Annotated in this window: 11 protein-coding genes; 10 read left to right on the top strand and 1 reads right to left on the bottom strand. The window is 67.0% G+C overall.

The features are described from left to right. The first annotated feature begins 9 nt into the window (after positions 1-9). The 5 genes from H5T74_04120 to aroA all read left to right on the top strand — a co-directional run bounded on the left by H5T74_04120 (position 10) and on the right by aroA (position 5,591). On the top strand, positions 10-726 hold the full coding sequence (locus tag H5T74_04120) for an rRNA pseudouridine synthase (protein ID MBC7229563.1): 717 nt from the start codon (positions 10-12) through the stop codon (positions 724-726). Positions 727-1,093: 367 nt separating this feature from the next. Beyond that, positions 1,094-1,456 carry a chorismate mutase gene (gene aroH, locus H5T74_04125; GenBank protein ID MBC7229564.1) on the top strand — a complete coding sequence of 121 codons (363 nt, stop codon included), beginning with the start codon at positions 1,094-1,096 and terminating at the stop codon, positions 1,454-1,456. A gap of 440 nt (positions 1,457-1,896) precedes the next feature. Beyond that, positions 1,897-2,907: a 3-deoxy-7-phosphoheptulonate synthase gene (gene aroF, locus H5T74_04130; protein ID MBC7229565.1), complete on the top strand. Its 1,011-nt coding sequence runs from the start codon at positions 1,897-1,899 to the stop codon at positions 2,905-2,907. A gap of 20 nt (positions 2,908-2,927) precedes the next feature. Continuing rightward, positions 2,928-4,055, top strand: coding sequence for a prephenate dehydrogenase/arogenate dehydrogenase family protein (locus H5T74_04135; protein ID MBC7229566.1), 1,128 nt, complete (start codon positions 2,928-2,930; stop codon positions 4,053-4,055). Positions 4,056-4,310: 255 nt separating this feature from the next. Continuing rightward, positions 4,311-5,591, top strand: coding sequence for a 3-phosphoshikimate 1-carboxyvinyltransferase (gene aroA, locus H5T74_04140; GenBank protein ID MBC7229567.1), 1,281 nt, complete (start codon positions 4,311-4,313; stop codon positions 5,589-5,591). 291 nt (positions 5,592-5,882) lie between these two features. Here the strand turns inward: aroA and H5T74_04145 are convergent, their stop codons facing one another. Continuing rightward, positions 5,883-7,808 (bottom strand): PAS domain S-box protein, encoded by a 1,926-nt coding sequence (locus tag H5T74_04145; GenBank protein MBC7229568.1) that lies wholly within the window; start codon positions 7,806-7,808, stop codon positions 5,883-5,885. Between the two features lie 482 nt (positions 7,809-8,290). Between H5T74_04145 and H5T74_04150 the strand changes: the two genes are divergently transcribed. The 5 genes from H5T74_04150 (at position 8,291) to H5T74_04170 (ending at position 12,666) form a co-directional block, all read left to right on the top strand. After that, complete coding sequence (locus tag H5T74_04150) at positions 8,291-8,902, top strand: chemotaxis protein CheC (GenBank protein ID MBC7229569.1); 612 nt, start codon at positions 8,291-8,293, stop codon at positions 8,900-8,902. A gap of 61 nt (positions 8,903-8,963) precedes the next feature. Next, positions 8,964-9,440, top strand: coding sequence for a chemotaxis protein CheD (locus tag H5T74_04155; protein ID MBC7229570.1), 477 nt, complete (start codon positions 8,964-8,966; stop codon positions 9,438-9,440). A 268-nt stretch (positions 9,441-9,708) separates the two neighbouring features. Beyond that, the gene (locus H5T74_04160; protein ID MBC7229571.1) at positions 9,709-10,098 is read left to right on the top strand and encodes a response regulator; all 390 of its coding nucleotides are present in this window, start codon (positions 9,709-9,711) and stop codon (positions 10,096-10,098) included. 289 nt (positions 10,099-10,387) lie between these two features. Then, a complete protein-coding gene (fliY, locus tag H5T74_04165; GenBank protein MBC7229572.1) occupies positions 10,388-11,557 on the top strand; it encodes a flagellar motor switch phosphatase FliY in 1,170 nt (389 codons plus the stop codon). A 29-nt stretch (positions 11,558-11,586) separates the two neighbouring features. Continuing rightward, complete coding sequence (locus H5T74_04170; protein MBC7229573.1) at positions 11,587-12,666, top strand: FliO/MopB family protein; 1,080 nt, start codon at positions 11,587-11,589, stop codon at positions 12,664-12,666. Positions 12,667-12,757 lie beyond the last annotated feature (91 nt).

The following is a 12,757-nucleotide window of genomic DNA, read 5'->3' on the forward strand; positions in this document are numbered from 1 at the left end:
GACACCGGCATGGCTCCCGAGGAGAGGCTCCAGAAATTGCTGGCTGCGGCGGGGCTGGGGTCGCGCCGCCGCTGCGAGGAGATGATCGCCGCGGGCCGGGTTAGGGTGAACGGCCGGACGGCCTCGCTCGGGGACCGCGCGGACCCGGAACGCGACGAGATAAGCGTGGACGGCGTGCCCGTCGATCCCGGAGTGGAGAAGAAGTACTTGCTCCTCAACAAGCCGGCGGGCTACGTGACCACCGCAAGGGATACCCGGGGCAGGCCCACGGTGATGGACCTGGTCAAGGGGGAGGGCAGGGTCTTTCCGGTAGGGCGACTGGACATGGACACCCGGGGGCTTCTCCTCCTCACCAACGATGGCTATCTGGCGTACCGAGTCATGCATCCCTCTTTCGGCGTCGAGAAGACCTACCTGGTGACCGCCGAGGGACGGCTGGGCCGACGGGGACTGGCGCGGCTGCGCGAGGGGGTTGAGCTCGAGGAGGGGGTCACCGCGCCCGCCAGGGTGCGGGTGTTGGAGAACGAGGGGGGGCGCTGCGTGTTGGAGATGACCATCCACGAGGGCCGCAAGCGCCAGGTGCGCAGGATGTGCGCCGCGGTGGGCCTCAAGGTCACAGACCTGGTGCGCATCCGCCTCGGGCACCTGGACATGCGGGGCGTGGAGGAGGGCAGCTACCGGGTCCTTTCGCGCCGGGAGGTGGAGCCCTTCCTGGCCGACGACTAGCACCTCCTCGTCGGAGGAGGTTTACCGCCGCCGGTCGTGCGCGTGGTCGTCGTGAACAGGTCCCCACCGCCGCCGGTCGCGGCCCGCTCTCCCGCGAAGGGAAGAGAGACGCATAAGGCAAGAGAGACGCATAAGGAAAGGTAAAGATGCTGTAACGTTTCGGTAGGCGCTTTGGGTTGAAAAAGTTTGAGAGACCACCCTATCATCCTGACAAACCAAGCAAATTCGACAAGAGGAAAAGGATGATCTCCCAAATATTCGATCTGGTAACCGTCGTACTACGTCTGGTGGAGGATGCGAAGGTAAAAACAGCGTTGCCTAACCCGGCTTATATGGTAAACTTTTGTCCTGACAAGGAGGCTGGGTCATGCAGTTGAGGGCTTTGCGCGGAGCGATCCTCTGCCGGGACAACACCAAGGAGGAGATCACCGAGAAGACGGCGGAGCTCCTGCGGGAGATGATCAAGCGCAACGACATCCGTCCCGAGGACATCGTGGACGTCATCTTCACCGCCACCGAGGACCTCACGGCGGAGTTCCCGGCCGCCGCGGCGCGCCACATCGGCCTCACCCACGTGCCGCTGCTCTGCGCGCGCGAGCTCTCCATCGAGGACTCGCCCCAGAGGTGCATCAGGGTGCTCATGCACTTCTACACCCGAAAACATCCGCACGAGTTGCGCCACCCCTATCTCGAGGGGGCGCGCCAGTTGAGGACGGACCTCCCCGAATGAGCTGGCAGCGCCTCACAACCGCATAAAGGACGGTGGGAAGTCGGAAGACGGTCTCTGGTTACCGGAAGCGAAAGGGGAGTTCGAGCCGGGGCTCGGGCTTTTTTGTTTGTTGGGGTCCGGGTTTGTTGGGGTCAGATCTTCGATCCCGATGAACGGATACGTTTGTGCCGGGGCGATTGAGGTAAGCGAAGATCGAGCATACGACCCCGGAAGAACGGCAAGGGGTTTGTTGGGGTCAGATCTTCGATCCCGATGAACGGATACGTTTGTGCCGGGGCGATTGAGGTAAGCGAAGATCGAGCATACGACCCCGGAAGAACGGCAACAGAAAAACGGAGACGTGGTGGGATGATAAGCCTCAGAAGAGAAGATCGGAGAAGGAAAACAACCGAAGGACTGCGATCGAAGATCGAAGATCTGACCCCAGGGAGGTGGTGGTGATGGTAATCGTCATGCGGGAGGGCGCGAGCGAGGAGGAGATAAAGGAGATCGTGGACCTCCTCCACAAGGTGGGGGCGGAGGCCCACGTCTCGCGGGGGGAGTTCCGCACCGTCATCGGGGTGATCGGGGACCGCGAGAAGGTCATGCAGATGCCCTTCGAGGCCTACGGGGCGGTGGAGCGGGTGGTCCCCATCATGAAGCCCTACAAACTGGTGAGCCGCGAGTTCCAGCCCGAGCCCACGGTCATCAAGGTGGGGAAGGCCCGCATAGGAGGCGGGTCCTTCACGGTCATAGCGGGGCCGTGCTCGGTGGAGAGCGAGGCGCAGGTGGTGGAGGCGGCGAGGGCAGCCCGGGAGGCGGGGGCGTCGCTGTTCCGTGGCGGGGCCTTCAAGCCCCGCACCTCTCCCTACAGTTTCCAGGGACTGGGAGAGGAAGGGCTTTCCATCCTCGCCAGGGCGCGCGAGGAGACCGGCCTTCCCGTGGTCACCGAGGTGCTGGACGTGAGGGACATCGAGCTGGTGTCGAGGTACGCGGACGTCCTCCAGGTGGGCGCACGCAACATGCAGAACTTCCTCATGCTCAAGGAGCTGGGAAGGCAGGAGAAACCCGTCCTTTTGAAACGCGGCATGAGCTCCACGGTGGAGGAATGGCTGATGGCGGCGGAATACATACTCAAGGAGGGCAACCGGAGGGTGATCCTCTGCGAACGCGGCATCCGCACCTTCGAGACCGCCACCCGCAACACCCTGGACATCGCCGCCGTACCGGCGGTGAAGGGCGCCTCCCACCTCCCGGTGATCGTCGATCCCAGCCACGCCACGGGGGTGCGCGAGCTGGTGCCGCCGCTGTGTATGGCGGCCCTGGCCGCCGGGGCCGACGGGGTGATGGTGGAGGTGCACCCGCGCCCCAAGGAGGCGCTGTGCGACGGCTCCCAGTCCTTGACCGTGGAGGGTTTCAGGGCGATGATGGATGAGCTGAGGGCCCTGGCGGGGTTCCTGGGAAGGAGTTAGGAAGGCGGAAAGGGGTTCGCTTGGCAGGAGAGAGCGCGTTCCGCCGCGCGGGGATCCTGGGGACGGGCCTCATCGGAGGTTCCCTGGGGCTGGCGCTGAAAAAGCGCGGGCTGGTGGAGGAGGTCCTGGGCTATGACCGCGACGCCTCCATGCTGGAGAGGGCATGCGGCTGCGGCGCGGTGGACGCCGCCGCGTCCGGGCCTCGGGAGCTGGCCCGCTCCTGCGACCTCGTCTTCATCGCCGTGCCGGTGCGCTCCATACCCGGCGCCATGCGGGAGCTGGCGACTCACCTGGGGAGCGGCACGGTGGTGAGCGACGTGGGGTCGGTGAAGGGCCCGGTGGTGAGGGCGGCACGCGAGGTCCTCGGAGGCGGGTGCCGTTTCATCGGCGGCCACCCCCTGGCCGGCTCGGAGCAGAGGGGGGTGGAGTTCGCGGACCCCGACCTCTTCCGGGACGCCTATTACGTCCTCACCCCGGGGAGGGACTGCGACGCGGATGCCTATGCCGGACTGCACGCCCTGCTCGGCTCCATGGGGGCCAGGGTCATCGCCATGGATCCCGAGCTGCACGACCGGGCGGTGTCGGTGATCAGCCACCTCCCGCATGTCCTGGCCGCCGCCCTCATGAACCTCGCCCTCGACCGCGCCGACGAGTACCCGCTGCTGCGCCTGGCCGCGGGGGGTTTCCGGGACATGACCCGCATCGCCGCCTCCCACGCGGGCCTGTGGCTGGACATCCTCGTGGAGAACCGCGAGGCGGTGAGGGAGACGCTGCGCGAGTGCATGACGGCGCTGGAGAGAGTGGAGGGCATGCTCCTGAGCGGGGAAGAGGGCGAGCTCTCGGCCTGGCTGGAGCGCGCCCGCGGCGGCAGGCAGAAGCTGGCGCCCGCCCTGCGGGAATCACTGCAGGAGCTGTACAGCTTGGTGATGCCGGTAGTGGACCGCCCCGGCGTGATCAGCGAGGTGACCCTGGCGGTGGGCGGGGAGGGGATAAACATCGACGACATCGAGCTCGTCCATCCCCTGGAGAGCGGCCGGGGGCTCCTGAGGCTGTCGGTGAGGGGCGGCGAGGCGGCGGCGCGCGCGGCGCGGGCGCTGCGGGAGAGGGGTTACCGGGTCAGCGTGAGCAAAGCCCTGGGCGAGGCATAATACCCCTCCGTCCTTCAGCCGATGGCGGCGTCCGTGGATCCGCGGGCATGGAGAGCGGTAGCGGGAGGCAGGAGAAATGATCTCCGAGGGTCCGCGAGAACGGGACCCGGATGGGGATGGCACGGTCAGGGGACGGGAGGCGAGGGGGCACGGCGCGTGCGGACGAGGTGATCCGGACAGAGAGGCGCCGCGAGGAGATCGCGGCGTTACGACAATCTGCTGGTAACTAGAAGGTTATGCCAGGAGGTCGCGGAGATGGACATGGTCTTCAACGGCGTATCGCGCGGGATACGGGGAGAGGTCCGTGTACCGCCCGACAAGTCCATCTCCCATCGCGCCGCCATCCTGGGGGCGTTGGCGGTGGGGGCCACCACCGCGCGTCCCTTCCTGCGCTCCGGGGACTGTCTGTCCACCATGGCCTGCCTGCGGGCTCTGGGAGTGGACCTGCGCCTGGAGGGCGAGACCCTGCGCGTGGAGGGCAGGGGCCCGGAGGGCTGGCGCGAGCCCGCCGAGCCCCTGGACGCCGGCAACTCCGCCACCACCATGCGCCTGCTCGCCGGGGCGCTGGCGGGGATGCCCTTTCGATGCGAGATCCGCGGCGATGCCTCGCTGTCGCGCCGTCCCATGGCCCGGGTGGCGGAACCCCTGCGGGCCATGGGGGCGGAGGTGGAGACCGTGGGGGAGGGAGGCCGTCCTCCCTTGGTCATCCGCGGGGGAGGGCTCAGGGGCATCGATCACGCCCTGCCCGTGGACAGCGCACAGCTGAAGTCGGCACTGCTCCTCGCCGGCCTACAGGCGGAGGGGGAGACGCGGGTGCGGGGGGGCAGGGCCTCGCGAGACCATACCGAGAGGATGCTCTCCCTCATGGGGGCGGACATCTTCTTCGAGGAGGAGGCGGTGGGGATCAGGCGTTCCCTCCTCACGGGCGGCGACCTGGAGATACCCGGGGACATCTCCAGCGCCTCCTTCCTGCTGGCGGCAGCGGCTCTGCTGCCGGGATCGCGCCTGCTTCTGCGAGAGGTGGGGCTGAACCCCACCCGCGCCGGGTTCCTCTCCGTGCTCAACTCCATGGGGGCCCTGGTCATGGAGTCCTCCTATCGCGAGAGGGACAACGAGCCCCGGGGCGACCTGGAGGTGGGGAGCGCGGGCCTCACCGGGGTGGAGGTGGAGGGGTGGCGCGTCCCCGCCCTCATCGACGAGGTGCCCCTGCTGGCGGTGCTGGGATGCCGGGCGCGCGGGGAGACGGTGGTGAGGGGGGCGGGTGAGCTGCGGGTGAAGGAGAGCGACCGTATCGCCGCCATGTGCTCCGAGCTGACCAGGATGGGGGGCAGGGTGGAGGAACTCGAGGACGGCTTCGTGGTCCACGGCCCCACCCGGCTCCAGGGCGCGCGCGTCGATTCACACGGAGACCACCGCATCGCCATGGCCCTGGCGGTGGCCGCCCTCTGCGCCGAGGGAGAGACGACTATCTCCGGGTGGGAGTGCGTGGACATCTCCTTCCCCGGCTTCGCAGCACTGCTGCGGTCCCTGCTGTGAGGGACTCTCCGGCGCGCTGGGGCGATAGGCGAGGACGCCCCTGGGTCTCCCCGGACTACCGTGCTCTCGGACGAGGTGGCTATGCCCATGACGCGGTCGAAGAGGTCCAGCAGCGGTATGGGGTCATCGCCTTGGTCAAGGGCACGAGGTAGGGGGACCAGGCGCACGCCGATGAAGGGGCGGTGCATCCCTCTCACCCCTCATTCATAGGCACAGGTCGTGCCGCCAGGGAGCCGCTTTTCCTTCAGATGAAACTTAAACCAGGTCGCCGCGGCGGGGGTAGAGGGCTCCTCAGAGGGGAATGGCGAAGCGGAAGGCGGAGCCGCCGCCCTCGCGCTCCGCGCACCAGATCCTCCCGCCGTGTCCCTCCACGATCTCCCGCGCGATGAAGAGGCCGAGCCCGATGCCCGGAAGGGAATGGTGGTTCACGTCCTCGACCTGGTAGAAGCGCTCGAAGATGCGCGTCCTCTCCTCCACCGGCACGCCCGGTCCGCGGTCGAGGACGGTGACCAGGAACTCGTCGCCGGCAACCGACGCCTCGACCTCCACTGCGGAGGCGGCGGGAGAATACTTTGCCGCGTTCTCCAGAAGTATGAGCAGCACCTCCAGGAGCCTCTCGCCGTCAGCATGCACCGTTCCCTCGAGGTGGTGAGAGAGGAGGAACTCGTTATCCGGGAAGCGCATACGCATCTCCTCCACGGCGCGCTCCAGCAGGGGCAGGGGATCGAGGTCCCTCTTCACGATGGAGAGGCGGGCACGGTCGATGCTGGCTACGTCCACCAGCTCCGCCACCAGGCTCTCCATGCGGTCCACGGCGCGGGGGATGTTTTCGAGGATCTCGGACTCCAGCTCCGGGTCCATACGCTCGCGGTAGGTGCGCAGCAGCTGCGAATAGCCGCGCAAGATGGTCATGGGATGCCTTATCTCATGGGAGACGATGTCCACGAAATCCTTGAGGTTGCGCTGGTGGGAGAAGCGCTCCTCCTCCACGGCCAGGGCGCGGGCGAGCATCCCCGAGACCTCCACCTCGCGCCTCGAGAATGCACGGGGAGCAGGGGAGAGGAAGCAGAGGGCGGCCACCGCCTCGTCCCGCACCCAGACCGAGCGCCCCAGCATGGACATGATGCCCAGCTCCACCAGACGCTCCCCGCCGCCGGGGGGAGCGCGCTCGGAGAGGTCCTGGACAAGGAGGGGCTCCTCGGGATCCCTGGCCATGACGCGGAGCAACGGCTCGCTGCGTGGAGGGTCAAGGAGCGACCACAGCACGGCCTCGGGGTCGGCGCGGTAGCTCACGTCGCGTCCGTCCATGCGCAGGTACAGGGCGAAGGGCATGTCTAGGATCTCCCTTCCCGTGCGCAGGATGAGGGAGATGTTCTCCTCGCCGTCCGCGCCCAGGGCGAGGAAGAGCCGCAGCAGTTTCTCCAGCATGTGGCGCGTGCGCTCCCTTTCCGTGACGTCGGTCATCACCACCGCCACCGCCGGCTCACCCCTGAGGTAGATGGTCTTGGAGAAGAGCTCCATGTACTTGAGCTCGCCGTCCTTGTGCCACAGGCGCGTAGTGTAGCGCGGCGCCTGGGGTTGCAGTCCCGACTGCTTGAGCCTCGCCTGTTCCAGCACGAAGGAGCGGTCTTCGACGTGGATGACAGGCGCGTAGCCGCCGGGCGGCGCGGAGAGGATCTCCTCCACGGAGTAGCCGGTCATCTCCGCCAGTGCCCGGTTGGCGTATATCACCCGGTCATCCTTGATGATGAAAAGGCCCATCACCGACTGTTCGCCGAGGGCACGGAAGAGCTCCTCGCTGTCGCGCAGCGCCTCCTCGGAGTGGGTCCGCTCGGTGACGTCGCGGAGGTTGACCACGATGCCGCGCACCTCGGGATGGTGGAGGAGGTTCCTCCCCGTGCCCTCCGCATGCCGGTACCCGCCGTCCTTGTGGCGGAAGCGGAAGGAATGGCCATAGGTCTCGCCATACGAGCGGACAAGGGAGGAGAACCTCTCCGCCAGCGCCTGCAGGTCCAGGGGATGCACGAATTCCAGGGCGCTCTTCCCCACCAGCTCTTCCGGCGCGAAACCGGTCATGCGCTGGAAGGAGGGGCTGGCGTAGAGTATGGTGGCATCCTCGCCCAGCACCGCGATGGATTCGTAAAGTCCCTCGATGAGGGCGTGGTAAAAACCCTCGCTCGCCTCCATGCCTTCCGCCTTTTCGTCGCCGATCGACATCCCGCCCCTGCGCCGGGGACGGAGCCCGAGCCCGCCGTGCGCCCGGGCGACCGCTGGACCCGGCTTGCGGATCGCGCGCCGCTCGCCGCTATTATATTGCAGCCGGAGCCGGGGCGCGAAATCCGCTCCCGAGGCGGCGCGAAAAAGCAATCGGGCTTAAAAATAAGATATGGCGGGCATTTCAGAGAAGCATACAAATCCGAGCGCTTTCCCACCGCCCGAATCTCAATCCTTTGCCTTCGCCTTTTCAACCATGTGATCGACACCGTGACGAGGGATGGCTCCCCCGCCACGCTCTCCGGGGACCGCCCCGCTACGGCGCCCGTCCTTGCGGAGCGTTTCACCTTCTGGAAGGGCCTCTAGGGGGAAATCAACCGTTATGGACACGGAGGACCACCGTTTGGAGGGTCTTGGACACGTGTGGCTGCCGTAATTTCGAGAAGCAAGGTCCGGGCACAGGCGGATGCGGTACGGGAGGAAGGGTGCTCGAGGAAGGACAGGTGCTGGAGAGCGAGCTCGACATCCTCCGCGAGGTGGCCAACATCGGCTCGGGACACGCGGCCGCCTCCATGGAGAGATGGCTGGGCAAGGACATGGCCCTAAAAGTGCCCGTTGCCGCCATGGTGCCCATCGAGGACGTGGCGGAGACCATAGGAGACCCCCTGGAGACGGTGATGGGGGTCTATTCGCGCGTCGGCGGCGACATGGAGGGGCACATCCTCTATCTCATCTCCCTGGAGGACGCGCGCGAGCTGCTGGACATCATCCTGGATCCCGAGGACCGCGGACAGGGATTCTCTCCCAACAACCTCTCGGCCATCGCGGAGACGGGGAACATTCTCTTCAACGCCTATCTGGGGGCGGTATCGGAGCTCTGCGGTCTAGAGCTCGTACCTGCGCCCCCCACCTGCACGGCGGACATGCTGGCGGCCATCGTCAACACCATCCTCCTCGAGGTGAGCGACGCGGGCGACCTCGCCCTCTACCTGAAGACGGAGTTCGAGGAGGAGGACTTCGCCTCCACGGGCAACGTCCTCTTCGTCACCGACTTCGAAAATCTCGCCCGCATGGTGGACATCCTGGAGGAGGAATAGGGCGGGAAGCAGAGAGCGGCGCCGGAGACGGTCGGCCGGATATCAGGGATGAGGACGGAAGATGACAAGGATCGTCGTCAAAATGGGGGAGCTGGAGGTGAGCGACCGCGCCGGAGACATCCTCACCGCCATCCTGGGATCTTGCGTAGGGGTATTGATCTTCGACGCCGGAGCCGGAAGGGCGGGCATGGCGCACGTCATGCTGCCGGAACGCATCGACCCCCAGGCGAGCCTGGAAAAGAGGGGGAAGTACGCCGTGCCCGCGGTGAAGGCGCTTTACCGGGAGATGCTGGACATGGGGTCGCGGCCCTCCTCCCTGGCCGCCAAGATCAGCGGAGGGGCGAGGATGTTCAGCGACAACAACCTGCAGAACATCGGGGAGCGCAACCTGGAGAAAGTGCGCTACGCGCTGGGGAAACTGGGCATCCCCGTGGTGGCGGAAAGGACGGGCGGCTGCAAGGGCAGGAACGTGAGCGTGGACGTGGCCACGGGCCGTATGAAGGTAAGGGACGCGGACGGGAACGAGGAGATCATCTGAGCCGGGAAGGGGTCAAATCCATGGCCGTGTCGATGGGCGCAGGAACAGGGTTTTTCCACCGCAGCCGGGGGAAGTGCTCCATGAGATCAAGGGAGCAACGCCGGTGAACGGCAGCGGCGCGTTTTTCCTCGAAAAGCGGGGAACGGGGACGAGACCGTTCTTAAGAATCAACCTTATAGGGTGGAGGCCTTAACCGAAAGGTTGATGGTGTCCCGGGCGGGGAGCATAGACTGGATGAAAGAGATGATCCGGCGATACGGAGGTCAAGGTGTCAGCGAGGATAATGATCGTGGACGACGCGGCCTTCATGCGTAAGCGCATCCGCAACATCCTGGTCAAAGAGGGATACGAGGTGGTGGCGGAGAGCGCCAACGGCCGCGAGGCGGTGGAGAACTACCAGGAACACCGGCCGGAGCTGGTCACCATGGACATCACCATGCCGGAGATGGACGGCATCGCCGCGCTGCAGGAGATCCGCAGCATCGACCCCTCGGCCCTGGTGGTCATGGTCACGGCCATGGGACAGCAGTCCATGGTCATCAAGGCCATCAAGGCGGGGGCGAAGGACTTCATCGTCAAGCCCTTCGAACCGGAGAGGGTGCTGGTGACCATCAAGAACGCCCTGAAGTCGAGGGACGGGGAGTCGGCCTCGGCCTGAGGGACGGGCAGGCAGCGGCCGGCGAGCACCTTGAAAGCGCAACATGTTCAGGGGAGAACGGACGCCGTAAAGAAAGCCGAGGGTCGCCACCAGGGGCGGCGCCTGCGGGGCGGAGCTGCGGGGGCAGCCGGCGCGGTTCTCTCCCGGGCGGTTAAGGAATAACCGCCGAGGCAGTGAGCCCGATATCCTTATCGTTCTTCTCAACTGCTGGATACGGATCCACGGAGGGCGATAGACGATGTACGGGCTCATTCCTTTTCCGACGTAGGACAGGTGAGGAGGAAGGGAAATGGCGGACGAGAGCCTCTCCCAGGAGGAGATAGACCGGCTGTTGCGGGAAGCGCAGGGCGGCGGACCGAGCGGCGGCGAGGAGCCCCCCGGGACGCCGGAAGGTGGGGTTGGAGAAGAGGGCGCCCGGTCCGATACCCTCCTTCCGCATGTATCCGAGGTGCTCAGCGAGGACCAGATGGACGTGCTGGGGGAGTTCTACAACATCGCCATGGGCAAGGCGGCCACCGTGCTCTCCTCCCTCCTCGGCAGGGCGGTGGACATCACCACCCCCACGGTGAGCGTGGAGACCTGGGAGGGCGTGCGGGGCAAGCACCCCGTCCCCTGCCTGCTGGTGATGATCGAATACACGCAGGGCTTGGAGGGGACCAACGTGCTGGTGGTGACCCAGAAGGACGCCAACATCATCGCCAACATCATGGACGAGGAGGAACAGGGGGAGCTCGACGCGCCCCTCGACGAATACCGCCAGGGGGTGGTGGGCGAGGCCATGAACCAGATGATCGGGGGCGCGGTGGTGTCCATCGCGGAAATGCTCGGCAGGGAGGTGGCCATCTCCCCCCCCACCCTTTATCTCCTCGATCTAAGGGAGGACGCCTCCGCCCTCGAGAGCCCCTTTTCCGAGGACCCGCTGGTGCAGATCGCCTTCCGCTTCGAGGTGGAGGAGCTGGTACACAGCGAGATGCTGCAGGTCATGAGCCTGGATTTCGCGCGGCGCCTCGCCGACGAGGTGATGGAGGAGGAAGAAGAGGAGGCGGCGGCGGAAGCCGCCGAGCGTCCAGCCCAAGAGGCCCGGGAAGCCCCTTCCGCGGTGGAATCCCCCGCCGACGAGGATGCGGAGCCCCCGGTGCAGGTGAAGAAGGCGGAGTTCCGGCCCGTAACGGGGGGGAACGGGGGACGGAGCGACGAGGACGAGAACCTCGAGATCATCATGGACATCGAGGTGGAGGTCACGGTGGAGCTCGGGCGCACCCAGATGAAGATCAAGGACGTGCTCGCCCTGGGAGAAGGCTCGGTGATAGAGCTGGACAAGCTGGTAGGAGAGCCCATGGAGATATATGCCAACGACAAACTGATCGCGCGCGGCGAGGTGGTGGTCATCGAGGAGGACTTCGGCGTGCGCATCACCGAGATCGTGAAGAACCGCGCCATGCAGGGCACCTTGAACTGAGGGCCCGGGCGCGGGTCGCGGGGAGAACCATGTCCGTGAAGAGAAAGCCGAGAAGACCCCCTGCCCCTGCACGCTCGTCCGGCGGTGCGGGAGGAGCGAGGTCGGGCCTTTCCCGCGCCGCCTGGGGCCTCGTGGGACTGGCGGCCCTTCTCCTCGCCATGTCCATGCTCTCGGGACGGCTGCGATCTGCCCCCTCGGCGGAGGACAGGCTGGCGGCGGGGGCGGAGGAGGCGGTCCGCGGGGATGGATCGGGAGACGGTACGTCCGTCCCCGGAGAGGACATGGCGGGCGCCGCGTCGGCGGAGGGCACCGCGGCGGCGGTATCGGTCGGCGGGGCGACCGCGGGAGAGGCAACGGAGGGCGGGAGCGGGATGGGCTCGGCGTCGGGGCTCCCGGAGGCGTCCGGATCGGGAACGGGCGGCGACGGCGGGCCGGATGCCCTGAACGGGGCGAAGGGTATGGAGAGTCCGCGCAGCCCGGTCGACGCGGAGAGAAGCGCGAACGGCGCGATGAGCGGCGAGCGCCGCGTCGCGACGTCGACGCCCGGGGCGGGAGGAGCCACGGCGGGTGCCGAAGGGGCCGAAGACCCCGGAACAGGTGACGGCGCGGGCGCGGAGCTCACTCCTGCAGCGGGCGCGGGAGAAGAGGAGGCGGGAGCCGGCGCCGGGAACCTCTACCTGGAGGGCGGGAGCGAGAGCGTTCCGGACCTGGGGGGCTCCCTCATCAAGGTGGTCTTGAGCATGGGGGTGGTGGTGCTCCTGGTGCTGGCGACGCGCGCTTTCCTCAAGAGGAGCAGGGCGCGCGCGGGCAGCGGAGGCGACACCCACCTAAAGGTCATCGGCTACACCAGGCTGGGAAACGGCACCGGCGTGCACGAGGTGAGGGTGGGGGATCGGGTGTGGTTCATAGGCGAGGGCGAAAAGGAGCTGCGGCTGCTGGGAGACTTCGACCTCTGCGAGCTGGAGCTCTCCCGCCTCGTGAGGGAGGAGGGCGACGGAGGGGCCTTCGGACGCGAGCTGGAGGAGGACCTCGCAGCGGGGAGCGGGGAATGGCGTGGGACGTTGCCGAGGGGTTGGCTGAATGCGCTGCGCTGGAAGACGGCGAGATAGCGGGGAGGTAGGGGATTGCCGCCGGGCGGACGAGCAGGGCTCCCCGGACCGCGTTCGCGGGAAGGGGACCGTGCCGCGCGGGAGGCGCGCG

Source organism: Actinomycetota bacterium (assembly GCA_014360645.1).
Classification (GTDB): Bacteria; Actinomycetota; Geothermincolia; order Geothermincolales; family RBG-13-55-18; genus Solincola_B.

Bases quoted from the DNA above. Each gene is read 5' to 3' on its own strand.
- H5T74_04120 (MBC7229563.1), top strand. From the start codon at position 10: ATGGCTCCCGAGGAGAGGCTCCAGAAATTGCTGGCTGCGGCGGGGCTG.
- aroH (MBC7229564.1), top strand. From the start codon at position 1,094: ATGCAGTTGAGGGCTTTGCGCGGAGCGATCCTCTGCCGGGACAACACC.
- aroF (MBC7229565.1), top strand. From the start codon at position 1,897: ATGGTAATCGTCATGCGGGAGGGCGCGAGCGAGGAGGAGATAAAGGAG.
- aroA (MBC7229567.1), top strand. From the start codon at position 4,311: ATGGACATGGTCTTCAACGGCGTATCGCGCGGGATACGGGGAGAGGTC.
- H5T74_04145 (MBC7229568.1), bottom strand. From the start codon at position 7,808: ATGTCGATCGGCGACGAAAAGGCGGAAGGCATGGAGGCGAGCGAGGGT.
- H5T74_04155 (MBC7229570.1), top strand. From the start codon at position 8,964: ATGACAAGGATCGTCGTCAAAATGGGGGAGCTGGAGGTGAGCGACCGC.
- fliY (MBC7229572.1), top strand. From the start codon at position 10,388: ATGGCGGACGAGAGCCTCTCCCAGGAGGAGATAGACCGGCTGTTGCGG.
- H5T74_04170 (MBC7229573.1), top strand. From the start codon at position 11,587: ATGTCCGTGAAGAGAAAGCCGAGAAGACCCCCTGCCCCTGCACGCTCG.